The organism is Thiomicrorhabdus sp. zzn3 (assembly GCF_029767755.1).
Lineage (GTDB): Bacteria > Pseudomonadota > Gammaproteobacteria > Thiomicrospirales > Thiomicrospiraceae > Thiomicrorhabdus.
The window spans coordinates 941,866-966,602 of sequence record NZ_JARUQS010000001.1 but is presented as its reverse complement, the minus strand read 5'-3'; the positions used below and the strand labels follow the sequence as shown (position 1 = coordinate 966,602).

Genomic DNA, 24,737 nt, shown 5'->3' with positions numbered 1-24,737 from the left:
AGGGGTTCAATATTAATTGTAAACACCGGTGGAAAGGTAACGGTCACCGCGGTCACAGACAATGGTGACAATCACCGCGTTTTCGCTCTCTTCTGCGACTTGTAACGCGGCCGCTAAGGCACCGCCCGAGGAGACGCCGCCGAAAATGCCTTCCTGCTTGGCAAGCTGGCGCATGGTTTCTTCGGCGCGCTGTTGCGACATATCGATAATGCGGTCGACGCGGGTTGACTCATAAATTTTCGGCATATACTCGGTCGGCCAGCGGCGAATGCCGGGAATGGACGCGCCCTCTTCCGGCTGCACGCCCACAATCTGCACCTCGGCACTCTGTTCCTTAAGATACATCGAGGTGCCCATAATGGTTCCGGTGGTGCCCATGGCGCTGACAAAGTGCGTCACCTTCCCTTGGGTATCGCGCCAGATTTCCGGGCCGGTAGAGTAATAATGAGACAACGGGTTGTCCGGATTTGAAAACTGATCCAAGACAATGCCTTCACCGGCTTGTTGCATGGCATCCGCCAAATCGCGGGCGCCTTCCATACCCTGTTCCGGCGTGACCGTAACCAGTTCCGCGCCATAGGCCGCCATGGAGGCTTTACGCTCCATGCTCATATTGTCCGGCATGATCAGCTTCATTTTATAGCCCATCAGTGCTGCGGCCATCGCCAGGGCAATCCCGGTATTGCCGCTGGTGGCTTCGATCAAAGTGTCACCGGGTTTAATGTCGCCGCGTTTTTCGGCCTGCTTGATCATATTGATCGCCGGACGGTCTTTGACCGAACCCGCCGGGTTATTCCCTTCCAGCTTGGCCAATACCACGCTGTTGGTGTTCGGGTTGACCATTCTCTGCAAACGTACCAACGGCGTATTGCCGACAAAATCCATTAAAGTCGGGTAAGACATGCAAGTATCCGCTTTAGTTAGTTATGTTTTTTTAAAAATCGGTTCATGCCGTCCACAGCGCCCACAGCAGGCCTGCTGAAATCAGCAGCGGCATGGAAAGGTTAATTATGACATTCATTGCCAAGGCCGGCAGCAGTTTCTCGACATTTTGTTCACTATCCGCCGACTGATGCCAAACAATCAGCAGCATTTTAATAAACAGCGGCAGTAAAACAAACCCAAGCAGCGTCTGAATCGGCAAGTTCGCCACAACAACAGCTACCGCCGCAACAAATAACGCGCCCAACGCCATCAAGCTGAACAGGCCTGCTGAAAAGGATTTGCCGTAACGGATAATGACGTTGTTTCGCCCGATCTGCCGGTCCGCCTGCACATCCGGAAACTGATTCAGTAACAACAGATTATTCACCAGAAAAAATGGCACCAGTGAAACCATACAGGCCTGCCAGGTGAGTTCACCGCTCCAAACCGCATAGGTTCCCAACACCATAATCGGGCCAAACGCGGTGCCGGGTGCCAGCAAACAGAGCCACGGCCAGCGGGTAATGTGCGAAGTATAAAACAGCGCCAACAGCAGGCCGGCTGCACCGAGCAATAGCAGCCAAAGCCCTTTTAAATAAAGCAGATAACTGCCGAGCACAATCGTTAGCCCTAACAGAACAATCAGCGTGCGCCACACCGCTTTAGCCGCTTGCGGGTTATTCACCAAAGCGCCGCTGCCGCCGCTAAACGGCGTGCGCTGGGTGATGGCGTCCAAACCGGAATGGTAATCCTGATATTCATTGAGCATATTCACCAACGCGTGCCCGGCCAGAGCGGTGACTAAAATCAATCCAAACAAAGAGGTGGACCAAGCCGCGCCGTCATACAGCGCCAAGGCACTGCCCAGTACCACGACCGACAGGGTTAACAGTAAAAAATTCGGGCGCATGGTGTGGAATACCGTCAACGCGGTACTCTGCATATTCGATTCCAATGTGTGTTGTGCGGTTTTATTCATTCATCAAATACCCGTCCAGACGTTTAAACCAGCCGGTAATCCAGCGTGATTCCTTGCGCTCTTTCGGTGCCAATTTAACCCGTAATTCAAGACGCTGTTTGGCGCTGTCTACAAAGGCTTGAAGACGTTGTGTCTCGTTTAAACTGGCGGAATCATAGTTCCGATTGAGGTTGTGTAATACCTCAATCAACCCCCAGCCTTCGCCCTGGTATTGCTCTTTAGAATTACCGCCTATCCCTTTGAAATTAAAGTAATCAATTACTGCAAACTGTCCTTGTTTAAAAGCGGTTAGCTTCGATAATTCTTGAGTCAAAATCTGTTGCTCATGGCTATCGAGAGATTGCAGTGCCTTATCCCAACGCGCCTCAAAACTCTGCACAATAAAACGCGCCTGCAGCTCTTGGGTTTGCAACAGCCAGTCACGTAAAGAACTGAGCTCGGAACTTGACCAGGCCTGTTCAAATTGCTGGCGATTCGACCAAGGCGCGTAGAAGTCGGCGGAAGAACCACTCTGTTTACGTAAGACTTCAAGCCAAGCCGGTGCCGGCTTTGATGCGGAAACAAAATCGAACAGTTTGGGAAAGGTTTGCTCAAACGGCACTTCAACGCCTTTGGGCAACCAGATAAAGTGGCCGATTCCCAGTGATGGAAATTCCTCGCCCTTGCCCCAGTGGGTCAGATAACGCGGTTGTCCGGCACATTCGTTCTGGTAAATGCGTTGGCCGATCCATTGATAATCGTCCGTCGAAAGCGATGCAATTGAAATGAGAGAACCGGAACCGGAATCGGAAACTGAATCCACCTGTGCGGAAGGTGCCGGAAACGGCAAAAGCAACAGGCCTGCTGAAAACAGACAGGCCTGTGTAAATGGGTAGTGAAAGAGGCGGTTGAACGGCGGAATCACGAATCGCTAAACTGTTTAGCCATGTGGCCGTTCATGTTTTTCACCATACCGGCATACATCTGTTGCAGGTTATCGACCACCGATTCTTTGACGCAAGGCAACGCCATTAAGCACTCCGACCAATGCGCCAGTTTGGGCGTGTCCGACAGCAGATCGGAACCGCACAACTGTTTAATAAAGCTCATACGCATCAGCATCGGCGCATAGGCCGCATCAATCAGGTTAAAGGTCTCGCCATTAAAGTAGTCGCCGCCCGAGTGAGCCGACTCTAGCTGTTTCAGCTTCTGGCGAATCACGCCCTCTTTCTCCTCGCAGACCAGTTGATCGGGATGGGTGATAAAGCCGTGCATGGCAAACAGAATGTCAGCACCAAAGCTGATCCAGGCACGGTTTTTGGCCTTGATCAGAGGATCGTCCGGTTGCAGGCTCGGCGGCGTGATTTCATCGACATATTCCTGAATCACCGACGACTCGAACAACACTTCCGTGCCCTGATCGGTCGTGACCTTCAACACCGGCACCTGTCCAAGCGGGGAAATCTCCTTAAACCACTCCGGCGGATTGTTGAGGTCGATATAAGTGATGTCGAAATCGACCGCTTTCTTTTTCAGCACAATCACCGCTCTTTGCACAAACGGACAGAGTTTAAAGCTGATCAGTTCCAGTTTAGGCTGCATGGCGAACTCCTCTGATTTAGTACGAAGATTTCATCATACTGACTCAGAAAACAACTGCAACGCCCTCTCCGTTTATTTCATAAAAAATTGATTTCAAACAAAAGGAACGGTTTGTTCATTTCACCTAGCCCTCACCGTTTTTTTAAAGTAGCATAGAAAACAATTGATACGTATTTTTAACAGGAAGTGCTTGGTAATAGCGTTTAAATGTGCAAATTGACAGATAAAACCGATAACCAAGCGAAAATACCCGTTTTAAATACAGATAGCGGATACCAAGGCATAACTGCCTTATACTAAATGTTAGGTATTAATAAGTTGGAAGAACTGAATAATGGATTCATTTAAGACATTTTTTAATAAAGAAAAAAAACGAACTGATAATTTAGAAACTTTATCTTTAGCATTAGAACACCAAACGTATAAACAAATACCCGGTACAAGAAATTCATATCGCCTTGATTCACAAAATACAAATTCACAAACACAAAAACATGCCCATGTTTATGCAAAACCTCATGGAAAAGGTAAGGAATTGTATTCAGTAAATATTGATGGTTCAGGTCATGATGGGTTCTCAGGTTTTGAAATACCTAAAAGACATGCAGATTATTTTCAAGAATTAGGTTTTGAAATACCTAGCAACTTGACTCTAGAAAGCATAGATTGTGAACTACTAGATTCAAGTAAATTTGATATTTGCATTTTAGAAGATGATGCCTAACAAAGCACTCAAGCGGACTGCGCTCACGCGCAGCTCGCTTAGCTTGGTCGTTAGGCAAATTATTCAAAAGGATTCAAACTTGAGCACTGAATTTCTTCAAACAGACTTTGATAAAGTTAATTATCTTGCAAACCTTCTTACCGCACGAGCTACTGGCTTAGTCGCTGATGACAATGAATTCATTGAACTGAGACAAGAACTGCTTAGCAACCCGCAAGTAGCTCAAATGCTCCCACAATGGTTACGACAACATAGAAGCCTTGATTCTTTCTGGGGCTTTATTCAACCGAAGTTCCCCACATATGCAGAACGTAGGACATTCATCTCAGAAGAATTTACAGCAGCATTAGACGCGTTGGAATTTGAAGAGACATTCGTAACACCACAACAGCACATATCATCAGGCCCCCCACCCCAAATACAAACACCAAATAGCCCAGTCACACGAAACAAAAGAAAGGTTTTTATCGTTCACGGTCGAGACAACTCTGCCAAACAGGAAGTAAGTCGGTTTATCGAAAACCTTGGTCTTGAAGCAATTATATTGCATGAACAAGCTAGCTCAGGAATGACGATTATTGAAAAAATTGAACATTATTCAAATGATGCAGATTTTGCGTTGGTTTTATATACAGCATGCGATCATGGTCGGGGTGTTCACGAATCCAATATACCTCCAAAAAACAGAGCTAGGCAAAACGTTATTTTTGAGCATGGTTATTTAATGGCTAAACTGGGTAGAGAAAATGTCTGTTCATTAGTCAAAGGAGATATTGAAACCCCCAATGATATTAGTGGTGTTGTTTATGTCCCCTTAGATGAATTAGGGGCATGGAAAAATGAAGTCTCTAGGGAACTAAAGGCATGCGGTTATAACATTCGATCGTTAATATAATTCGCCTAACAATGCGCTAAACCAGACCTACCCAATATTCAAAAATTGAAATTTTTAAATACCAGCGGCAGCAGGTTATCGCCAACCCGTTACATGCCTAAAACGTACAACATGGAAATCAAATGAAAGTACTTTTTGATACAAATCAGAGCAAAACTGTTCTTATCAAATTCAAACACAAAATTGATGGACTAGTTCCTTCTGACGATTTTGAAAAGCAAAGGAACAGTTTGATTCGGTTAGTTGTTGGTGCAATGGAAAATAGGCCTGGAGAATGGGATAGCCTCTGTCAAATAAATATCGAATGGATTGGCGATCAATTTATAAGTAGGCTTTCAGATGAAGAAAAAGAGCTTGATAAAGAACGCCTCGATGATATTTGTTCAATGTGCTTTAGATTTTTATTTGAGCTATACCTGTCGACGAAAAATAACCTTTCAATGGAGTTTGAAGCAGCAAGACGCTTTGTAGTTAATAATGTTGATTCCTTTGAACATCATGCTAAAGAACAGATTGAATACGCTATACGTGATATGCCAATTAATATATTTAAGGCAATATCCAACAGTGACTCGATAGAAAGTATCAAGGATTTTAACGCTATTTCAACAAAGGCAGAGAAGTTAAAAGAAGAGTGGGAAAAAGATCTATCAGCTAGAGAAGACAGAGTAAATAAACTAAAGGAATCTTTATCAGAGTATGAAAATGGATTCAATTTTGTTGGTCTTTTTCAAGGGTTCGATGATCTAGCTACGGAAAAATCGAAAGAACGTGACAATATACTCTTTTGGCTTAAAGTATTGTCTGTGCTTATAGTTTCACCTTTGTTAGCAGAGCTCGTGGTAATTTATAAAAATATTGACAACATATCAGCCATTAAAGATGGTTTAATCGTTTCAATATTCCCAGCGCTATCCTTGGTTGCCATTGCAATTTACTATTTTAGGGTCCTACTCTTTAACTATAAATCAGTAAAATCGCAGCTATTGCAAATTGATTTACGAAAGACTCTTTGTAGGTTTATTCAGCATTATTCTGAGTACTCTAGTGAAATTAAGAAACAAGACTCAGAATCCTTGGCGAAGTTTGAAAACATTATATTTTCTGGAATTGTAACCGAAGATGGTAACTTGCCATCAACTTACGATGGTGTAGAACAAATTGTAAAGCTAATAAAATCAACTAGATCATGAGGCCGCATGTAACAAATCAATCAACTTCGCGCCTTCGGCGCCGGACGCAGCAAAGCTGCGCCGGTTATTGAGGCGTTATGACTCTAAGGAAATCCTGAATATCACCACTAATTCAGTAGCCCCCCCCTTTAGCCATTTTGTTTTAGCAGACCTGTTCAGTTTACAGGCATAAAAAAAGCGCCCGAACATAAGTTTGGGCGCTTTAATTTATTGAAAGTTCAAATCTTGTCGGCTTTCACCAGTTCTTTGAACTTTTCGTAAAGGGTTTCCTGGTCTTCTACCCGATCCGGATCGGTGATAATGCAATCCAACGGGCAGACGCTAATGCAGGTAGGCTGGTCGTAGTAACCGACGCATTCGGTACACAGGTCCGGATTGATCTCATAGATTTTGTCACCCATGTAGATTGCCTTGTTGGGGCACTCCGGCTCGCACATGTCGCAGTTAATGCAGCCTTTGACGATTTTTAATGCCATAAGCGTTCCTTACCCGCTTACGCCGTGGCTTTCGCTTTGGCGCGATTAGCCGCATCGATTTCGTTTTGCTGTTCTTTGACCTTACGCGCTGCGGCATCGCGTTTGACGTCACCACCCCAGGATTCGTTACGCATGATCAAACCGTATTGCAATACCGACTCGTCAATGTCTTTGAACGGATTCGGAATACGAACCAACCAACCGGAACCTTTGGCGCAATCGACCACTTCGTCGTGATGGGTTTGCATGTGATCCAACACCATGGAGACATTACCCGCAGGAGTCATAATCTCGATGGAATCACCGACACAGAATTTGTTTTTAACGTCGATTTCCAGCATGGAACGGCCGTCACGTTCGACAATATCCACCACTTCACCGACGAAACGCTGACGTTCGGATTTGGACACGCCGTATTCGTAGTTCTGGTATTCGGAATGCACGTGACGACGCAGGAACCCTTCGGTATAACCGCGGCTGGCCAAGCTTTCCAAATCATCCAGTAACGAACGGTCAAACGGCTTGCCGGCCAAAGCATCGTCGATTGCCTTGCGGTAAACCTGAGCGGTACGCGCTACATAGTAGTGCGATTTGGTGCGCCCTTCGATCTTCAACGAGTGCACGCCCATATCGACCAGTTCCGGAATCAGCTCAACCGCACGCAGGTCTTTAGAGTTCATAATATAGGTGCCGTGCTCGTCTTCAAACGCCGGCATCAGTTCACCCGGACGCCCTTCTTCCTCCAGCAGCATCATCTGATCGGTGGTTTCGCCTTCGCCCAGTGTTGGGTTATAAATATTCTTCTCCGGTGCTGCGCGGTTTGTGGTGCCGGTCAGGTCGGTAATGTTTTCCGCCTGAATGCCGACTACGTCACCGGATTCGTCCTCTTTGGCGGCGTAGGTGTTGTAGTTCCAGCGGCAGGCGTTGGTGCAGGTACCCTGGTTGGCGTCACGCTTGTTGATGTAACCGGACAACAGGCAACGGCCCGAATAGGCGATACACAGTGCGCCGTGAACAAAGACTTCCAGTTCCATTTCCGGGACTTTTTCACGGATTTCACGGATTTCGGCAATAGACAGCTCACGCGACAACACCACTCGGCGCACGCCGTTCTGGTACCAGAATTTGACCGTGGCCCAGTTGACCGCATTGGACTGAACGGAAAGGTGAATCTCCTGCTCCGGATATTGCTCATGCACCATGGCAATCAGGCCGGGATCGGACATGATCAAGGCGTCCGGCTTCATGGCGATGATCGGCGCAATGTCCTTCATGTAGGTGTTGACCTTGGCGTTGTGCGCGGCAATATTGGACACCACGTAGAATTTCTTGCCCAGTTCGTGGGCGCGGGCAATCCCTTTCGCCAGATTTTCTTCATCAAACTCATTATTGCGCACACGCAGACTATAACGAGGTTGGCCGGCGTAAACCGCATCGGCACCGTACGCAAAGGCGTATTCCATGTTTTTAAGCGTCCCCGCCGGGGACAAAAGTTCCGAGACAACAGGTGTCTTTAGCTTATCTGCTTCCAAGGCAAATCTCCTAAAGTGTAGAGTCCGCAAAGGACTCGATAAGTTTGATGAAAAAAAGTTAATCGCTTATTTTACACCAGATCAGCCAGTTTTTCTTGCCATAACAAGCATTTATCTTGCAGACTTAAACGGGCGTTGGCCGGACTGGTGGATGGCAGACTCAAAAAAGTGAGATCCTTTGGCAGATCTTGCTGTTTGAGCACATGACGTTTAAACAAGGCTTCCGCCGATTTGCCATTGAATACGACGGTTTTTAAATGGGGATGTTTTTTAAAAATCCAAGTAAAGTCATTGGCTTGTGGCGATTGAATGGCACTGTCCAGACTGCCTTCGCGCTGGCAGGCAGCGAGCACGTCCCACAACAGAATCCCCGCTTGTTGCAGCGCTTGGGTTTTCTGTTCAACAGTTTGCAGCGGACGATTCAGCAACTCTGCCATAATCGGCCAGAAGGCATTGCGCGGATGGGCGTAATAAAACGCTTGGTTCAAGGATTCCACGCTCGGCATGGTGCCCAGAATTAAAAGGTGCGCAGATTCGGGTTCGATCGGTGCAAAACCGCTACAGACAGACATAAATAATCACGGCAGAGAAAAATATGGCGTTATTTTAACAGAGCTGGAGGGAATTGCTTTTAAAGTAAGCAGGCCTGTTGAAAATGAACAGGCCTGGTAGGAAAGGACGTGAAGCGGATTATTGAATCGATTTTAAGAAATCGATTACCGCTTCTTCGGAATCCAGAAAAGTGGTATCCACTACCTCTAAAGCATTCAGTTTATAGACACTGACCTTATCATCCTGTTTGGGCCAGTCTTTCGTGGCCTCGCCTTCTTTTTCAAGCGCAATGGCAAATTTGTAATCTTGCATCTTTGGAATCGCCACAAATTTACTGATCAGGCTTGGCATGGCGGAAATATCCGCCACATACAACCAGTTTTTCTGTGCGAGATCGGTAGTTTCCAAAGTGCTTAAAGCGTTTTTAACCCACTCTCCGCCGGCTTTGTGGCTGGAAAAAATGACCCACTGGGTTTGTGCATTGAGCACTTGCGGTTTTTTCCATTGGTCTTCAAACGTGTGTGCTTGCAGGGTTTGCGCATGAGCCAGCAGACTGAAGCTCATCAGTAACGCAGATAACAGCCATTTTTTTAACATGATTAATCACCTCCTATTAAGGGATTTAATAAATTGCATGCATAAAAAAAGCCATTTTTTCAAATGGCTTTTTTGCATTAACTTAGCTGAGTATTAGATTGATTTTTTACAGAAGTAGAAATCAACACACTCATATTCACCAGAAGTCATGCGACGTTTGGCTTCTTCGATGTCTGCTGGCGGTGGAACGATGACCTTGTCACCTGGCTGCCAGGCTTCTGGAGTGGCACATGCGTGTGCGTCAGAAGTTTGCATCGCTTTCACCAAACGGACGAACTCATCCATGGAACGACCGTTGCTCATTGGGTAGTACATCATCGCACGAAGAACACCTTTGTCATCAATGATGAACGTTGCACGTACGGCAGACGTATCGGCCGCACCCGGGTGAACCATACCGTAAGTGGTCGCCACTTTCATATCCAGGTCAGCGATGATCGGGAATTCGATGTCTACGCCGAACTTTTCTTTAATGTTCAATACCCAAGCGTTGTGTGAGTGGTGAGAGTCGATAGAAAGCCCCAAAAGCTCACAGTTCAACTCGTCAAACTGAGGCTTACGCGCCTGGAACGCCATAAACTCAGTAGTACAAACCGGAGTAAAGTCCGCAGGGTGAGAGAAAAGGATCAACCACTTACCTTTGTAGTCTTCAAGCGTCTTACGACCGTGAGTAGTCACGGCATCGAACGCAGGTGCTGGTTCATTCAAACGTGGTAAAGAGATGACTTGTGCTTCTTGGTTTTCCATCTTAATTCTCCTAATGAGTATTAATAAATATTATTTGTTCATACACAAGCATATTTAATGCTTGGGTGTAACTATATCGATCACGGACTCTTTAATCCAATTGATTATTTTCAACTAACCAATAGTTTTTTTCTATTATTCAATGCTGCGGTTGGCGTTTAAACCTGACGATTAAACTAAGTATTTGATCTTACTCTTGTCGTTATCGGTATCAATGACAAATCGATGACAAAGTAAATTAAAGGTGGAAAAGTTGATGTGGGTTAAAAAATCTAAACGGGTGGCGCGTTAATAAAAAGCAAAAGGCCGCATTGCGGCCTTTGGAAAATGATTGTGTTAAGGATCAATCACCCCAGTTCAATATAAGCGGTTTCCTGCTCCACAAACTCTTCAACCGGACGAGCCCACAGGTCGTATTCATCTGCGGCCACAATTTCGACTTTGACGAATTGACCGGCTTCCAGATGATGCCCGTCTTCAATGAACACCAAACCGTCAATCTCGGGGGCATCGGCCATGGAACGTGCCACCGCACCCTGCTCGTCAATCTCGTCTACCAACACCTGCATGACCTGTCCAACCTTGGCCTGCATCTTGTCGCGACTGATGCGTTGTTGGGTTTCCATAAAGCGTTCCCAGCGATCCTGCTTGATTTCGTCGGGAACCGGCGGCGCCAATTCATTGGCGACCGCACCTTCCACCGGCGAGTACTGGAAGCAGCCGACACGATCCAGCTGCGCTTCTTCAAGGAAGTCCAACAAATCCTGGAACTCCTCTTCGGTTTCTCCCGGAAAGCCGACAATAAAAGTCGAGCGGATCGTCAGGTTCGGCACCTGCTCGCGCCACTTCTTAATGCGCTCTAAGGTCTTTTCAATGTTGCCAGGACGTTTCATTGCCTTGAGGATACGTGGATTGGCATGCTGTAGTGGCATATCCAGATACGGCAGAATTTTGCCTTGTGCCATTAATGGAATCACTTCTTCGACATTCGGATACGGATAGACATAATGCAGGCGCACCCAGAATTCATCCACGCCACCTAACTCTCCCAGGGCTTCGCAAAGTCCGATCATAGAGGTTTTGGTTGGGCGGCCGTCGGCAAATTCCATTTTGTATTTAACGTCCACACCATAAGCGGCCGTATCTTGAGAAACCACCAGCAATTCCTTAACACCGGCGTCCTTAAGGCGCTTAGCTTCGGCCAAAACGTCGGACACCGGGCGGCTGACCAGATCGCCGCGCATGGATGGAATAATACAGAAGGTACAGCGGTGGTTACAGCCTTCGGAGATTTTTAGATAAGCGTAGTGTTTCGGGGTGAGTTTAATGCCTTGGGGCGGTACCAAATCCACATAAGGATTATGGCGTGGCGGTGCCACGGCCTGATGCACGGCCTTAACCACTTCTTCGTAAGCAGCCGGTCCGGAGACCGCCATCACCTTAGGGTGAACTTCAAGAATCTGATCTTCTTTTGCCCCCAAGCAGCCGGTGACGATCACACGGCCATTCTCTTCCAGTGCTTCGCCAATGGTATCCAGCGATTCCTGTACCGCACTGTCGATAAAGCCGCAAGTATTAACGATCACCGCATCCGCGTCTTCGTAGGAATTGGTCAGGTGATACCCTTCCGTTCTCAGTTGCGTAAGAATGCGTTCGCTATCAACCGTTGCTTTAGGACACCCTAAACTGACAACACCGACCGTTGGCTGCTCTTTAGACATGATTTGACTCTCAGAATTAAAATCACACTATTTTAACTGATTATCAAACCGCACCAAAGGGCTCAAAGGATTATTTCAAAGCTGAATACTCAACCTGGTTTGAAGATAGGCCTCGCTGCGGTTGCACTCCATCAAATACAACGTGAGCGCACTGCATTCTGCGGTCACATTGATGACAACGGCTGGGCTGGCACAACTCAAGACACATCTGCTTTACGGCATCTTTAGTTTCATGATCTAGACAGCGCACATCGCTCGGATGAACCAAACCAGATTTAAACAAGACTTCGAGTACGCGTGCATCCATTTCTACTTTCATTGTCATAACCGCCACCTCATACATTATTCTAAATAATATTTATTACCATTTGCATTGACAATATCCTTTAAGAAGGTATTATACCGCAAATGTTAATTATTTCTATTTGTATTTAGAGATACGTTTTGATTTTAAATTTAAAAGGACTGCACGAAATGAATAAAAACAATGCCCTGCTAACCTCTGCGATCTTAGGCGTAGCCGCGCTATCAATGACTACCAATGCCGCGGCTGGTGAAAGCTTGTTAGGCTACACCCTTGGAGCGGAATCTTTACCAAAAGGCGCTAAAGAAGCTTATCTCTGGATTACGCATAAAGGTGATAAACGTCGTGGAGACTACCAAGCTCAACAAATTCGTGCGGAATTTGAGTATGGGTTGACCGACCGTACTACCGTTGCTGCCTATCTTAATGGCTACCGCCATGATTATGACTGTGGTGCTGGTTGCGCCGGACCGGTCGGGGATGAAGAAATTTCGGGAAAAAAATCTGATATTCAATTCAGCGGGGTTTCTCTAGAAGCTCTGCACATGATCGCCTCCCCTTACAGTGCAGATATTGGTGTAGCCGTATACGGGGAAGTGACTTACGACACTGTTGACAGTATCACAGGCGAAAATGGAACCGGCTGGGCTATCGAAGGTAAGGTCATCTTGCAAAAACCTTATATGGACGGCCAACTGCAATGGATGACCAACTTGGAACTTGAAGCTGAAAGCTGGAAAGCCGACGGTGAATCAGGAACAGAATACGCTATTGCTCCACGATTAAGAACTGGGGTTTCTTATCGCGTAGCACCAAACTGGTCTATCGGTGCTGAAGGCTGGGTAGATCAGGAAATGTTAGATCCTGCTGACGGTTCTTGGGAGTTTGACCATTGGGATGTATTTGCTGGACCAAGCGTACACTACGGTTCAAAACACTGGTGGTGGACCCTTACCTATGCACAACAGATTTCCGGTACGGATGAGAGCGATGACAACACAAACGGTCTACACTTGGCTGACCATGAAAAATATGAAGCTCGCTTAAAAGTAGGCTACAACTTTTAAAACTCATTCTTGAATTTTCAAGTGGCAGGTTTGTTTATCAGGCCTGTCATTCCAACTTGGAGAGACTATGAAATCCTATCTTCCTTTATTTGCCATTCCCGTAGCCGCCATTACGTCACCGGCCTATGGGATTCAATATATGACAGTGGAACAGGCACAGCAGGCCTTATTTCCACAAGCCAGCGCATTTGCAGAAAATTTCGTGCAATTGAATGATGATCAACGCGATCAGATCGAAGCATTAAGCGATGTTCGTCAACGCTGGAAAAAACAAAAAGTTTGGAAAGCGATGCAGGCTGATCAACAGGTTGGCTGGTTTATTGTCGACAAGGTGATCGGCAAGCATGAATTTATCACTTATGCCGCCGCGATCGATATGAATGGCGATGTCATCGGCATTGAAATCATGGATTATCGGGAAACCTATGGCGGTGAAGTTGGCCAGGAAAACTGGCGCAAACAATTTGTAGGCGTCGATTTGAAGAGTCCACTCAAACTTAACCAAGACATTCAAAACATCAGTGGTGCCACCCTTTCATGCCGCAATGTCACCAATGGCGTTAAACGCCTACTGGCTTTGCATAATACTGTGCTACAAGCAGACAATTAACCGTTTTAATAACACTATGATCAAGCGCATGCGTCCCCTTTTGGGCACTTTTGTAGAAATCGGCTTTAACGCTTCTGGCGATTCAGAAATGGATCAGCGGCGAATCGAACAAGCCTTTTCCGAGATTGAAAACATTCAATCTCAAATGAGTTTTCACAACCCGAACAGCGATCTTTCAAGGCTCAATAAAACGCCCGGTGAATGGGTGGATCTGCCCAGTGAAACTATTCATCTGCTTCATTTAGCACAATCCCTTTATTTTGAAAGTAATGGCCTCTTCAATTGCACGGTTGGAGGCCACTTGGTGGATCAAAACATTCTCCCCACTCATTTCAGTCATGATTACAAGCCCATCGGCAGCGGTGATGATTTTGAAGTGAATGGCCTTTCTGCGCGCATAAACAGACCGATATTAATTACTCTGGACGGTATTGCGAAAGGATTCGCCGTTGACCAAGCCATTAATTATTTGATCGAAGAAAAGGTTGAATCCGGCTGGGTCAATGCGGGCGGCGACCTGAGAGTCTTTGGCAATCTTGAAATGCCTATTCATCAACGCAACGAACACGGCTATCAAAGTTTAACCAAGCTGAAAGATCAAGCCCTTGCGACGTCACGGGCAAACCGTTATGCTGACCCGAGTTTTCCAGGAGTGATTGTCAATCATAAAGGCCAAACGCCTGAGGCGGGAACGATCAGTGTTACCGCTCCGAGCGCTTGGATCGCCGACGCTTTAACTAAGGTTCTGGCACTCACACCGGAAAACGACAGAGAGGCGATTGCGAAAAAGTTTGGCGCGAATTATCTTAAGGTGTGAAATAACACCCAGTTAACAAAACCATTAAGAAACCCAGTCCCAGTTTTTTATCAAATTTAGAAGATACTACTCACGAAACACTATGGCCGGCTATCCAAAACATTTCATTTATCTCCTCATTTTTTTGGCGTTTTTACTGTTTGCCAGCGGCATATTATTAACGCCATCCGTACTGCTTTTCCGTCTTGAAATGGAATACAACTGGCTGTTTGATGGTCCTTTATCCCAACTTGCACAAGGCGGCTTGCGCCATGCTGTAACCGTGACTCACGCGATCGCAGGTTGGATAACGGTTTGGTTCATCGGCACACTCTGGACCATTCATATGCGTACACACTGGCGCAGAAATGAAAATCGAATGAATGGGGCGATCTTCACTCTGTTTTGGTTTATGCTGATCGTCAGCAGCTTAGGGATCTATTATTTTGGTGACCCGGATTGGTCGTTTTACAGCGGCATGGTTCACACCGGTCTTGGCTTGATGCTTCCGTTTGGCGTTTGGCTGCACCGGTTGGGCGGGCAGCATGCCTTGGCTAAATCTTGAACTTTACATTAGTTCAGTTGTCCCCAGCTTACAGTTTAATCGTCTTAAGGCTTTAGTCAGGGTTTGCCTGCAAAACTATCTGCAAACCCTTTAAAATAGTGGCCAGTTTTTTTATACAGGATTTACGATTGTGGAGCTTTTGAAAACCTATTTAGATCTGACCGTTTTCAGTTTGCTGGGGCTGATGGCCTTTATTGCACTGTGGTTTACCCTTGAACGCATCCTTTTCTATCGTAAAGTCCAAATTGAACACTATGCGCATCTTGAACTGCTTCAGGTGGATTTGACCAAAAACCTGACCCCGATCTCCATCATTGGTTCTAATGCGCCTTATATAGGCCTGTTGGGAACGGTGCTCGGGATTTTGATCACTTTTTACGAGCTAGGCCAGTTGGAAACCATTGACACCGGTGCGATTATGACTGGTTTAGCCTTGGCGCTGAAAGCCACGGCGGCCGGGATTGCTTTAGCGATTCCAAGCATTATGGCGTATAACGGATTGATGCGTAAAGTCGATGTTATCAGTGCCCAATACCGAGCACAGCAGGATCAATAAAGGCAGCCCAACCCATGCAAATGAAGCGTTTTGACACCATCAATGTCATTCCCCTGATTGACGTCATGCTGGTTTTATTGGCGATTGTCCTCACCACTGCGAGTTTCATCGTTAAGGACAACTTACAGATTGATCTGCCGGAAACGCAAAACACGCAAACCTATGTGCCGCCAAAAGACAAGCCGCCAATGACATTTAACATTGATGGCCAAAACCAGCTTTTCTTGGACGAAACCCCTTTTGAATATGCCGCCCTTTCTCAGAAATTAAGTCCCTTAGACAAAGACCAGCCGATTGTGATTCAAGTCGATAAAAAAGCGCAATTTGAATATTTTGTAAAATTGATCGACGCACTCAAAGCCCATGAACTGAATAATCTCAGCATTCTGACCAAGGCTGAATAACTCTTGAGCTCCATTTCTGACATGATGCGCTATGCAACCAGTTTTTTCATAACCATTTTGATCTATGCCGGCTTGGGATTGGGGATTTTCCTCTTGATGAATTCCACTCCGGACAAGACCGTTGCGCCTGTCAAAAGTGTTCCGGTTACCCTATCTATGTTTGAAGTGCCGAAGCCGCAACCGGAAGTTCAAGCGGCTCCTCAACCACCGGTCGAAATCAAGCAACCGATAGAAGGACCTATTCCGCAAGAGATCGTCGAACCTAAACCGATTCCCGAACCAAAACCGAAGCCGAAGCCTTTGCCAAAAAAAGAAGTTAAACCGGTACCGAAAAAAGAGCCTAAAAAAGTCGAGCCAAAAGTTACCCCTAAGACTGAACCCAAAGTAGAGCCTAAAAAGGTTAAAAAAGAGCCTGTTCTTGAGCCTGTCAAACAGGCAGAAACAAAAACGGTAGCGGCGCCACCAAAACCAGCGGTGAGCGAACCGGTTAAGCCTGCAAACCCCACTTATTCGGATCAGCAAATCGAAGCCGCTGAACAAGCTTATTTGAGTGCGCTGGCAACCCAATTGGCGAAGCTTGCTCAAGACTCCTACCCTAAACGCGCCAAACGTCGCCGCTGGGAAGGCACTGTCACCCTCTCGTTCACGCTGTTTCCCAATGGGCGGATCAGTGATGCTGCGGTTTTGGAATCATCTGGCAGAGTCATTCTTGACGAAGCCGCTTTAGAAATCATTGTCGATAAAATGCACGCGCGTTTTAAACCGTTTCCTAAAGAAGTCACACGCAGTCATTGGCCAATCCAGGTGCCCATCCGTTATGAACTTAGATAACGGATCGCCTTTCTCACACACCAATAATCAACAGGCCTGCCAGGTTTCAAACACGACACGTGCATTAGAACTCGACTCTTATCGTTATTTCCTGCCTAAAACAGTTATAATGCTCGACTTTAGTTTAGGGATGTAAGGAAATGAAAATAATCGGGAAAAAACTCGGTTTAATCGGTTCTATACTGTTTGGACTTGCGGCCATCACCTATGCGTGGGCTGAGTCTTCACACCCTAAATCCACTCCTGACTTTGCCAGCATGAAGGATGTTAAACAGAAAAAACAGGCTTTTTTCGAGTATTTATCGCCGTTTGTCGAACAAGCCAACCAGGCGATTCTGGAAGAGCGCCGCTATATTCAAAGTTTAGACTTTAAACACCTTAATGCTCGCCAACGTCTCAATGTGGCTCAACTGGTGAAGAAATACCGTCTGAAATACACGGAAATCACCCCGCAAACGCAGAAAACATTGCTGAAAAAAGTAGACATTATTCCGCCCTCTCTAGCATTGGCTCAAGCAGCGAACGAGTCATCGTGGGGCACTTCGCGCTTTGCCCGTCAGGCCAACAATTATTTTGGTCAGTGGTGTTTTACCAAAGGTTGTGGCCTGGTACCTTTACGCCGAAAACCGGGAGATAACCACGAAGTAAAGAAGTTTAAATCGGCACTGGAATCGATCAAAAGCTATATGCTGATGCTAAACAGTCATCCGGCCTTTAAGCCGCTGCGCGACGCGCGTTTAAGTGCACGCAGAGAACAGCGTTTGCCTAACGGACTCATGCTGGTGCATGGGTTGCTGCCCTATTCAGCGATGAAGCACGATTACGTCAATGCTATTGCTTCCATGATCCGTACCAATCAACTGGTACTGTTAGACAGCTAAAGGCCGATCTTTAAAGTGCAGGGATGTCTTCAGTCGGATAAGGAAGCATCGATTCATCGAGAATTTCCTCATGAAATTCTTCTACTTTGCCCTCGGCAATATCACTGCGCGCAAAACGCGCAATATGATAGAGCGCTTCCCCTTCATTGACTAAGGGCATTTTCATCTGACCGATCACAATGCCGCTGTTAGGAGAGTATATTTCCACTTCACTCTCACCAAACGGATCCGATATGACGCCAATCAGCGTTTTATTGGCATGAACCCGCGACCCATCATTCACCAATGAACGGAAAATACCGCTGTGTGGCGCTCTGACCCAGAAACTGGAACGTGCCAGCACCGGTTGAATTTTACGTTCCTGTTTTCTACGCGATTTGGATAACATACCCAACTCTCGCATGACATTAATAATGCCGCGAACACCGGCACGAATCCCTACTTCGTCAAAACGCAGTGCTTCACCAGCTTCATACAACAAAATCGGGATGCCTTTTTTGACCGCAGCCGCTCTTAAGGAGCCATCTCGCAGAGTAGAGTTAAGCATGAGTGGCGCACCAAAAGCTTCTGCCATTTTTCGGGTTTCAGGATGATCGAGATCCGCCCGAATTTGCGGAAGATTGCTGCGATTAATCGCACCGGTATGAAGATCAATGCCGTGCGTCGATTTCTTAACGATCTCCTTAAGAAAAATATTGGCTAGTCGCCCGGCGATGGAGCCTGAACTCGAACCGGGAAAGCTGCGATTGAGATCCCGCCGATCAGGAAGATAGCGGCTATGGTTAATAAAGCCATGCAAATTGACGATGGGAACCGTAATCAAAGTCCCCTTAAGACGCTGTAATGACTTGACCTTAAGTAACCTGCGAATGATTTCGACCCCATTGAGTTCATCGCCATGGATCGCAGCGCTAATGAATAACGTCGGGCCACTTTGGCGCCCACACCACACCTGAACCGGCATAATCAACTCACTGTGGGTGTAAAGCTTGCCAATAGCCAGATCGATGGTTTTGCGCTCACCAGGAGCCACTTCAATGCCGCCGATTGTAATGGGTTGATTACGCTTTGGCATCACCCGGTTCCTCGGGTGCGGGTGCGATTGCGTTTTTTATGGGCGTTCTTTTCGATGAAATCAATGATCATCCCGGCAATGTCTTTTCCAGTGGCCCCTTCAATTCCCTCCAAACCGGGAGAAGAGTTCACTTCCATCACCACTGGACCGTGATTGGAGCGGAGTAAGTCCACCCCGCACACATTCAAGCCCATGATTTTTGCGGCGTTAACCGCTGTCGCTCTTTCCGCTGCACTGATTTTAATCAGTCTCGCGCTGCCGCCTTGATGCAGATTGGAACGGAACTCCCCTTCTTTGCCCTGACGCTTCATAGCGGCAATCACTTTGCCACCGACAACAAAACAACGGATATCCGCCCCACCGGCTTCCTTAATAAATTCCTGCACCAGAATATTGGCTTTCAGTCCATTGAACGCCTGAATAACGCTGGTGGCCGCCGAATGCGTCTCGGCCAGAACCACCCCCACGCCTTGAGTCCCTTCCAGCAACTTGATGACAACCGGTGCACCCCCCACGGTTTTCAGCAGGTCGTCAACATCATCCGGCGAGTGTGCAAAACCGGTGACCGGCAACCCTACGCCTTTACGTGACAACAGTTGCAAACTGCGTAACTTATCGCGCGAGCGCGTGATCGCCACCGACTCATTTAACGGAAATACATCCATCATTTCAAATTGACGCAAAACCGCGGTACCGTAAAAAGTGACTGAGGCACCAATTCTCGGGATAACGGCATCAAAACCTTCGAGAATTTTGCCCTTGTAGTGAATTTCAGGGTTGACCGAATTGATGTTCATATAGCAACGTAATACATCAATGATCTGCACTTCGTGTCCGCGCGCCTGCGCCGATTCAACCAAACGGCGAGTAGAATACAAATTAGGGCCTCTGGATAGAATCGCAATTTTCATAGTGAATTTCCTTGTAAAAATGATTTGCGCGGATTGACAATAAAATGGCCTTTACGCAGTGCCGTGCGACCCAATAACATTTTAAAAGCCATGGTATCCCGGCTTGTCAGTGAAATGGGAATTCGATAATGATGTTCTCCGATTTCCAATAGAGTCTCGATGAAATAGCGATGGGTCACATTGCCGCCTGAATCGGTTACATTACGGCGATCCTGAACCAACGCTTCACAGGTTTGGATTTTCGACAGATCATGCTCATCAATATGAATAGAAAATCGCACCCACTCTTGACCATCACGATCAAAGGCATCCAGCTCAAAGGCATGCAGCGCCGAATTTTTTGCCCCGGTATCCACTTTGCACTTTAAGCGCCGGATACCTAATTCCGGCAATGCCACCCATTCACGCCAGCCGACATATTCACTCATAAATTAGACGCCCCTTCCAATAAGGTTACTCGAGACTCGACTTCTGTTCAAATTCATTCATACAAACTCTACCAATGACTTTACAATGGTTAGCAGTCGGTACACACTGTCTTAGAATGCTGCGCGAATCCCATTCTCTCAACGGATGCGTTGGTGCGCATTTTCTGACATTTTAAAAAGCGCAAGTTTAAAGTATTTTATTGATAAGCGTAATCGATTTTTAACCACTTTACGCACTCTGTAAACTGCCCATTACAACCGTGAGTAACCCAACAAGATGAAACCGTTTCAAATCTGGACAGGCCTGCTATTAAGCCTGCTATTCGCAGCCTTGCTGTTATCTTGGTTCAGCGTTTCAAAACAGTCTGCGTCAGAGAAAACTGGACAAGAAACAATTGATTTAAAAAATGGGATCGAATCTGAAGCAGATAAATCCGCCGCCACTCTTACCGATAAAGCTTCAAAGGAAAACGCCCCGCTTCAGAAACCGCTTATTCTCAATCTGGAGAATTTGCAGCTCTCGGAACCATCTTATTCCCAGGAGATTGGCCCTGTCAAACCTCAAAATCCAGAGAATAATGACCCCAATCCCAATGACCCAGTCACTTCGCTAAAAGATAAAGACGCTTCACAAAAATTACTGTATGGCTATGAAGGCAAAACACCTGAAGAAGAGCACCAGCTGATGCTAGGAGTGCAAAAAGACGATGTGACGATCAAAACCCAAATTAAAAAAGGCGACGACGAAACCGAAGTGCAGCATATTGAAATTGAAGTCAAGCTACCCAAGTAACTGATCTTCTTTAAACGTAATTTTCAGCTCACTCTGCATGGTGGTCATCCAGAGCTCGCCGGGACGGACTTCACACACATAGGGATAAGATAACCAAGCCCCTTCACATTGAGCCACCACTACCGGGTCAGACCAGTTTCGTCCGTCATCATTGGAGAAACGTACGGCCAGTTCTTCACGGAACCAGGAGGCCTTGACTTCGGAGAAAAGCCCGTCACGAAAGTGTCTCGCATCCAGGGCTCGATCGCTGAGCAGCGGAGTCAGCGGATTATAGGTCAACATCAACCTGCCCGATTGCAGACGGGTCAGCATCCCCGGTGAGCTTGAAGCCGGCAGCCCGGGCTGCACGGTTGTCCAACTCAGCCCCTTGTCACTCGAATAAGCATCCCAAAACCAGCCGTGATTGGTGCGAATGCAATACCAGAGGCGTCCGTCCTTCAATTCGGTCAATGTACCCTCATAACAGCCGCCATGATGCCCTCTCCCGCCAATATCCAAATGGTTGCTGGCCTGCCACGTCAGCCCTTCATCCTGAGACACCAGCGACAAGGCATAGTGTCGGCCGTTATCGTAATCCATATTCTGAGTGGTCAAAACGACTTCACCGCTACTGAGCTGTATGGCTGTGGTCATCGCCGCGGCATACCCCTTTAAAACCGGAATCGGTTCCTGCCAACTGCGGCCTCCATCTAAACTGCGCACCACCCAATGATGCAGATAGGCGTTTTTAGTCGGACGATTGACTTTTCGTCGCCAGTTAAAATGGTACTGGGCGGTATTGGCAAAAGACAGCAGCAAAACACCGGATTGCAAACATACCAGCGAGCGCGAATTACTGCAGGAGAAGTTGGATGATCGGAAAATGGGGTAGGCCTGCCAGGTTTTACCGTCATCGGCGGAAATCCAGGCCTGTTCATCATGAATTCCGACCAATTCGCCGCTTGCATTACGCGCAAACGGCCCCAAGGGTTCAATTTCGAGCGGCGTCACCTTGGGGTGCAGAAATACCGCAGATTCCGTCTTCGGTGCCAGTTGAAAGTTGAGTGGAATCTCGTCGTAACGAATCATAATCAAGGCATTTAAAATGGCTTAACCACAACGAAAATCAAAATTGCGATCGCCAGCAGCAATGGAATCTCATTCGCCCAACGGTAGTAGACACCGCTGTGATCCAAATGGCCCTCTTGCATCTCTTTCATGCGCGCTTTGGTCCACATGTGATAGACCAGCAATAAAATGACAAAAACGATTTTGGCATGCAACCAGCCCATGCCTTGCGCCAATGGGAAATAGGCGAGCCACAACCAAAGCCCGGTACCAATGGCCAGCATCATCATAATGGTCATAAAGCCATACAGTTTTTTCGCCATAACCGCCAAGCGGCGAACGTCCTCACCCGCTTCTTTACCTTCGACAAAGTGCACAAAAATGCGTGGCAGATAAAAAATACCTGCCATCCACGACATCATAAATAAGATATGCAGTGTTTTTAGCCAAGGGAAAAATTCCATAAAAAATCCTTCAATTTAACGCAATCGTTCGCAGTTTCTATTTTCAATCTGTATGATACGGGAATTGCAAACAATTAAAACGTAAAACTTAGGAATAAATCATGACTATTGCAAAAGATAAGGTTGGCTTAATTGAGTACACCTTGACGAATGAAGCTGGTGAAACTCTGGATGCATCAAACGGTAATCCCTTAGCCTACCTTCACGGTCACCACAACCTGATTCCAGGTTTGGAAAAAGAGTTGGAAGGCAAAAAGGTCGGTGATAAATTTACCACCACCATTGCTGCAGCAGACGCTTATGGTGAACGCCATCCGGAACTGACCCAAACCGTATCAAAAGATATGTTTCAAGGGGTGGAAGAGTTGGAAGTCGGTATGCGTTTTCAGGCACAATCAGAACAAGGTACGCATTCGGTAGAAATCACCGCGATCGACGGCGACCAGATTACGGTTGACGGCAATCACCCGCTAGCCGGCATGCCGTTAACATTTGACGTGGAAGTCGTTGGTGTCCGTGATGCAACTGAAGAAGAGTTGGATCACGGACATGCGCACGGCGAAGGTGGTCATCAGCATTAATCTAACTGGGTGGTTTAGCGCTTTTTATGGGGCCTGAACACATCCATTTAGATCACCTTGCAGGGTCTTAGCGGAAGCATGGAAAAGCATTTCCGGTAAGCCCCCATTCTTTCCTAACCAACCAGTATAGTTTCTACTCGTCCTGCCACGTATTTTCACTCGATTTTTTGCCTTGCCACGGCATCACCCACATCTGATACAGCGAAGTAAATAACATGACCGTTGACGCTAAGCTGTAACCCACCCCGCCAACGATGACTAAATAGGCAAAATTCGGATTAAGCTTGGTCAGCCACCAAGAGGCGATATCCACGATCAAAAACGCAAATGGGGTAAAGATCAGCAGCGCCTTTAACCACGGATGAAAACCGACGGCCATCGAAAAGATCAGGCCGATGAAAAAGAAAATAAAGGCAATGCCAAACAGGTGAATATGCGAAACACGTGTCAATGAGCTTACCTCTGCCCCTTGATCGACTTCGGCCACCTGCTTCATGGTTGGCAGTTGGGTAATATTCGGCAAAGACGGGATATGCGCATGGCACATTGCGCACTTGGCATCAACAATCGGTTTAATCGTTGGTTCCCACTCGGACTCCGGCGCTCCTTCCCGCGCCCATTTGATTAAGATGAGATTCTCCTGAGGAGTGGCTTTATCTTTCATGGAGCCGTACAGCTTGCTTTCCAGTTTGGAGCCCTTACGGTTGCCGTAATAACTGTAAACAATGTCATCGACCGACAATCCAAACTTGCCGTCTGCCATACCGTGCGTGAGCATGATTTGCGCCCCAGCCATGAGCAGGCCAAGGCCAACTACCAAAATATAGCCTGTAAATAATGCTTTTACCGATAGAGATAGGCTCGGAAGATTGAGCCAGGGAGAGTGAGTCTGCATGGGAATTCCCCTAGAGTAGGCGTTGTCAGGAAAATCGTCAGTGATTGCAGTACGTGCCCTTAGAAAGGCCTATAAAAAACTACGTACTCTTTATAGGATTTTGAATCAGATACTCGGGTAAATCAACCCAAAATGGTTAGGAGATTTTAACGCTCGATTAGGGCTTCTCAATCAAGTACTCTTCGTAATCCAAATCCCCTGTGTCCACCACCACTGGTATCGCCGTAATCCCAACTTTGGCTTTTTTGAGTGAATCGGCATCACCGGAAACCAAGGGATGCCAGTCCGGTAGTGGCTGACCGCGATAAAGCAAGCGGTAGGCACAGCTATCCGGCAGCCAATCAAATTCGGCTACTCTCTCACGCGTCAACTGAACACAACTGGGCACGTTGACCGAACGGTTTGCATAGTCCTTGCACTGCCCGGTTTGTACATCAGAATAAGGACAGATCACTCGAGTATAAACGATCTCTTCGGTGTCCTCGTCCTGCAGTTTGTTCAAGCAGCACAGTCCGCAACCGTCACATAATGACTCCCACTCTTGTTGGGTCATTTCATCCAAAGTTTTACTTTCCCAAAACGGGGCTTGGCTTTGTTTCATATTGATT

General features: G+C 46.9%; 32 protein-coding genes. 14 read left to right on the top strand and 18 right to left on the bottom strand.

The genetic code is table 11. The features are described 5' to 3' along the window. Positions 1 to 12 precede the first annotated feature (12 nt). From cysM to QCB44_RS04420, 4 genes are read right to left on the bottom strand one after another with little or no spacing between them, the layout of a single operon-like run. Positions 13 to 903 (bottom strand): cysteine synthase CysM, encoded by an 891-nt coding sequence (cysM, locus tag QCB44_RS04435; RefSeq protein ID WP_279408128.1) that lies wholly within the window; start codon positions 901 to 903, stop codon positions 13 to 15. 43 nt (positions 904 to 946) lie between these two features. Further along, complete coding sequence (locus QCB44_RS04430) at positions 947 to 1,903, bottom strand: prenyltransferase (RefSeq protein WP_279408127.1); 957 nt, start codon at positions 1,901 to 1,903, stop codon at positions 947 to 949. Then, a complete protein-coding gene (locus tag QCB44_RS04425; protein WP_279408126.1) occupies positions 1,896 to 2,807 on the bottom strand; it encodes a hypothetical protein in 912 nt (303 codons plus the stop codon). The genes QCB44_RS04430 and QCB44_RS04425 overlap by 8 nt, the downstream gene beginning before the upstream one ends. Continuing rightward, positions 2,804 to 3,484, bottom strand: a complete 681-nt coding sequence (locus QCB44_RS04420) for a glutathione S-transferase family protein (protein WP_279408125.1) — start codon at positions 3,482 to 3,484, stop codon at positions 2,804 to 2,806. The genes QCB44_RS04425 and QCB44_RS04420 overlap by 4 nt, the downstream gene beginning before the upstream one ends. 334 nt (positions 3,485 to 3,818) lie before the next feature. Between QCB44_RS04420 and QCB44_RS04415 the strand changes: the two genes are divergently transcribed. The 3 genes from QCB44_RS04415 to QCB44_RS04405 all read left to right on the top strand — a co-directional run bounded on the left by QCB44_RS04415 (position 3,819) and on the right by QCB44_RS04405 (position 6,296). Further along, positions 3,819 to 4,208, top strand: coding sequence for a hypothetical protein (locus QCB44_RS04415; RefSeq protein WP_279408124.1), 390 nt, complete (start codon positions 3,819 to 3,821; stop codon positions 4,206 to 4,208). A gap of 79 nt (positions 4,209 to 4,287) precedes the next feature. Beyond that, entirely contained in the window at positions 4,288 to 5,103 is an 816-nt protein-coding gene (locus QCB44_RS04410) for a nucleotide-binding protein (protein ID WP_279408123.1), read from the top strand. A 122-nt stretch (positions 5,104 to 5,225) separates the two neighbouring features. Then, entirely contained in the window at positions 5,226 to 6,296 is a 1,071-nt protein-coding gene (locus QCB44_RS04405; RefSeq protein ID WP_279408122.1) for a hypothetical protein, read from the top strand. A gap of 218 nt (positions 6,297 to 6,514) precedes the next feature. Here the strand turns inward: QCB44_RS04405 and QCB44_RS04400 are convergent, their stop codons facing one another. From QCB44_RS04400 to QCB44_RS04370, 7 genes are all read right to left on the bottom strand, one after another. After that, positions 6,515 to 6,772, bottom strand: coding sequence for a YfhL family 4Fe-4S dicluster ferredoxin (locus tag QCB44_RS04400; RefSeq protein WP_279408121.1), 258 nt, complete (start codon positions 6,770 to 6,772; stop codon positions 6,515 to 6,517). Between the two features lie 17 nt (positions 6,773 to 6,789). Then, entirely contained in the window at positions 6,790 to 8,304 is a 1,515-nt protein-coding gene (gene yegQ / locus QCB44_RS04395; protein ID WP_279408120.1) for a tRNA 5-hydroxyuridine modification protein YegQ, read from the bottom strand. Between the two features lie 71 nt (positions 8,305 to 8,375). Further along, positions 8,376 to 8,876 carry a DNA-deoxyinosine glycosylase gene (locus QCB44_RS04390; protein ID WP_279408119.1) on the bottom strand — a complete coding sequence of 167 codons (501 nt, stop codon included), beginning with the start codon at positions 8,874 to 8,876 and terminating at the stop codon, positions 8,376 to 8,378. 118 nt (positions 8,877 to 8,994) lie between these two features. Then, the gene (locus tag QCB44_RS04385; RefSeq protein WP_279408118.1) at positions 8,995 to 9,453 is read right to left on the bottom strand and encodes a hypothetical protein; all 459 of its coding nucleotides are present in this window, start codon (positions 9,451 to 9,453) and stop codon (positions 8,995 to 8,997) included. A 93-nt stretch (positions 9,454 to 9,546) separates the two neighbouring features. After that, the gene (locus QCB44_RS04380; protein WP_279408117.1) at positions 9,547 to 10,200 is read right to left on the bottom strand and encodes a peroxiredoxin; all 654 of its coding nucleotides are present in this window, start codon (positions 10,198 to 10,200) and stop codon (positions 9,547 to 9,549) included. Between the two features lie 347 nt (positions 10,201 to 10,547). After that, positions 10,548 to 11,921 (bottom strand): 30S ribosomal protein S12 methylthiotransferase RimO, encoded by a 1,374-nt coding sequence (gene rimO, locus QCB44_RS04375; protein WP_279408116.1) that lies wholly within the window; start codon positions 11,919 to 11,921, stop codon positions 10,548 to 10,550. Positions 11,922 to 11,991: 70 nt separating this feature from the next. Next, entirely contained in the window at positions 11,992 to 12,246 is a 255-nt protein-coding gene (locus QCB44_RS04370) for a hypothetical protein (protein WP_279408115.1), read from the bottom strand. A gap of 206 nt (positions 12,247 to 12,452) precedes the next feature. Between QCB44_RS04370 and QCB44_RS04365 the strand changes: the two genes are divergently transcribed. The 9 genes from QCB44_RS04365 (at position 12,453) to QCB44_RS04325 (ending at position 17,935) form a co-directional block, all read left to right on the top strand. Beyond that, the gene (locus QCB44_RS04365; RefSeq protein ID WP_279408114.1) at positions 12,453 to 13,292 is read left to right on the top strand and encodes a DUF6662 family protein; all 840 of its coding nucleotides are present in this window, start codon (positions 12,453 to 12,455) and stop codon (positions 13,290 to 13,292) included. A gap of 67 nt (positions 13,293 to 13,359) precedes the next feature. Continuing rightward, positions 13,360 to 13,902, top strand: coding sequence for an FMN-binding protein (locus tag QCB44_RS04360; RefSeq protein ID WP_279408113.1), 543 nt, complete (start codon positions 13,360 to 13,362; stop codon positions 13,900 to 13,902). Positions 13,903 to 13,930: 28 nt separating this feature from the next. After that, positions 13,931 to 14,719, top strand: a complete 789-nt coding sequence (locus tag QCB44_RS04355) for an FAD:protein FMN transferase (protein ID WP_279408112.1) — start codon at positions 13,931 to 13,933, stop codon at positions 14,717 to 14,719. 82 nt (positions 14,720 to 14,801) lie between these two features. After that, positions 14,802 to 15,263: a hypothetical protein gene (locus tag QCB44_RS04350; RefSeq protein ID WP_279408111.1), complete on the top strand. Its 462-nt coding sequence runs from the start codon at positions 14,802 to 14,804 to the stop codon at positions 15,261 to 15,263. Between the two features lie 130 nt (positions 15,264 to 15,393). Continuing rightward, positions 15,394 to 15,819 carry a TonB-system energizer ExbB gene (gene exbB / locus QCB44_RS04345; protein ID WP_279408110.1) on the top strand — a complete coding sequence of 142 codons (426 nt, stop codon included), beginning with the start codon at positions 15,394 to 15,396 and terminating at the stop codon, positions 15,817 to 15,819. Positions 15,820 to 15,833: 14 nt separating this feature from the next. Then, complete coding sequence (locus QCB44_RS04340) at positions 15,834 to 16,223, top strand: biopolymer transporter ExbD (RefSeq protein ID WP_279408109.1); 390 nt, start codon at positions 15,834 to 15,836, stop codon at positions 16,221 to 16,223. 3 nt (positions 16,224 to 16,226) lie between these two features. Then, positions 16,227 to 17,054 carry a TonB family protein gene (locus QCB44_RS04335; protein WP_279408108.1) on the top strand — a complete coding sequence of 276 codons (828 nt, stop codon included), beginning with the start codon at positions 16,227 to 16,229 and terminating at the stop codon, positions 17,052 to 17,054. After that, complete coding sequence (locus QCB44_RS04330) at positions 17,041 to 17,190, top strand: hypothetical protein (protein WP_279408107.1); 150 nt, start codon at positions 17,041 to 17,043, stop codon at positions 17,188 to 17,190. Before QCB44_RS04335 ends, QCB44_RS04330 begins: the two co-directional genes overlap by 14 nt. A gap of 4 nt (positions 17,191 to 17,194) precedes the next feature. Continuing rightward, a complete protein-coding gene (locus QCB44_RS04325; RefSeq protein WP_279408106.1) occupies positions 17,195 to 17,935 on the top strand; it encodes a glucosaminidase domain-containing protein in 741 nt (246 codons plus the stop codon). 10 nt (positions 17,936 to 17,945) lie between these two features. Here QCB44_RS04325 and QCB44_RS04320 read toward each other — a convergent pair whose 3' ends face one another. The 3 genes from QCB44_RS04320 to QCB44_RS04310 are packed head-to-tail and all read right to left on the bottom strand — an operon-like array spanning position 17,946 to position 20,349. Further along, on the bottom strand, positions 17,946 to 19,010 hold the full coding sequence (locus QCB44_RS04320; protein WP_279408105.1) for a succinylglutamate desuccinylase/aspartoacylase family protein: 1,065 nt from the start codon (positions 19,008 to 19,010) through the stop codon (positions 17,946 to 17,948). After that, complete coding sequence (rimK, locus tag QCB44_RS04315) at positions 19,010 to 19,921, bottom strand: 30S ribosomal protein S6--L-glutamate ligase (RefSeq protein ID WP_279408104.1); 912 nt, start codon at positions 19,919 to 19,921, stop codon at positions 19,010 to 19,012. The genes QCB44_RS04320 and rimK overlap by 1 nt, the downstream gene beginning before the upstream one ends. Next, positions 19,918 to 20,349, bottom strand: coding sequence for a RimK/LysX family protein (locus QCB44_RS04310; protein WP_279408103.1), 432 nt, complete (start codon positions 20,347 to 20,349; stop codon positions 19,918 to 19,920). The genes rimK and QCB44_RS04310 overlap by 4 nt, the downstream gene beginning before the upstream one ends. A 277-nt stretch (positions 20,350 to 20,626) precedes the next feature. Here QCB44_RS04310 and QCB44_RS04305 point away from each other — a divergent pair, with 277 nt between their 5' ends. Continuing rightward, the gene (locus QCB44_RS04305) at positions 20,627 to 21,142 is read left to right on the top strand and encodes a hypothetical protein (protein WP_279408102.1); all 516 of its coding nucleotides are present in this window, start codon (positions 20,627 to 20,629) and stop codon (positions 21,140 to 21,142) included. On the opposite strand, the gene QCB44_RS04300 is transcribed toward QCB44_RS04305, so the two are convergent. Then, positions 21,131 to 22,210, bottom strand: a complete 1,080-nt coding sequence (locus QCB44_RS04300; RefSeq protein WP_279408101.1) for a sialidase family protein — start codon at positions 22,208 to 22,210, stop codon at positions 21,131 to 21,133. The genes QCB44_RS04305 and QCB44_RS04300 overlap by 12 nt on opposite strands. 11 nt (positions 22,211 to 22,221) lie before the next feature. Beyond that, positions 22,222 to 22,653: a CopD family protein gene (locus QCB44_RS04295; protein WP_279408100.1), complete on the bottom strand. Its 432-nt coding sequence runs from the start codon at positions 22,651 to 22,653 to the stop codon at positions 22,222 to 22,224. Between the two features lie 101 nt (positions 22,654 to 22,754). Between QCB44_RS04295 and slyD the strand changes: the two genes are divergently transcribed. Then, positions 22,755 to 23,234, top strand: a complete 480-nt coding sequence (slyD, locus tag QCB44_RS04290) for a peptidylprolyl isomerase (protein WP_279408099.1) — start codon at positions 22,755 to 22,757, stop codon at positions 23,232 to 23,234. Between the two features lie 133 nt (positions 23,235 to 23,367). Here the strand turns inward: slyD and QCB44_RS04285 are convergent, their stop codons facing one another. Next, the gene (locus QCB44_RS04285; RefSeq protein ID WP_279408098.1) at positions 23,368 to 24,129 is read right to left on the bottom strand and encodes an elongation factor-1 alpha; all 762 of its coding nucleotides are present in this window, start codon (positions 24,127 to 24,129) and stop codon (positions 23,368 to 23,370) included. Between the two features lie 157 nt (positions 24,130 to 24,286). After that, positions 24,287 to 24,730, bottom strand: a complete 444-nt coding sequence (locus QCB44_RS04280; RefSeq protein WP_279408097.1) for a YcgN family cysteine cluster protein — start codon at positions 24,728 to 24,730, stop codon at positions 24,287 to 24,289. Positions 24,731 to 24,737: the final 7 nt, after the last annotated feature.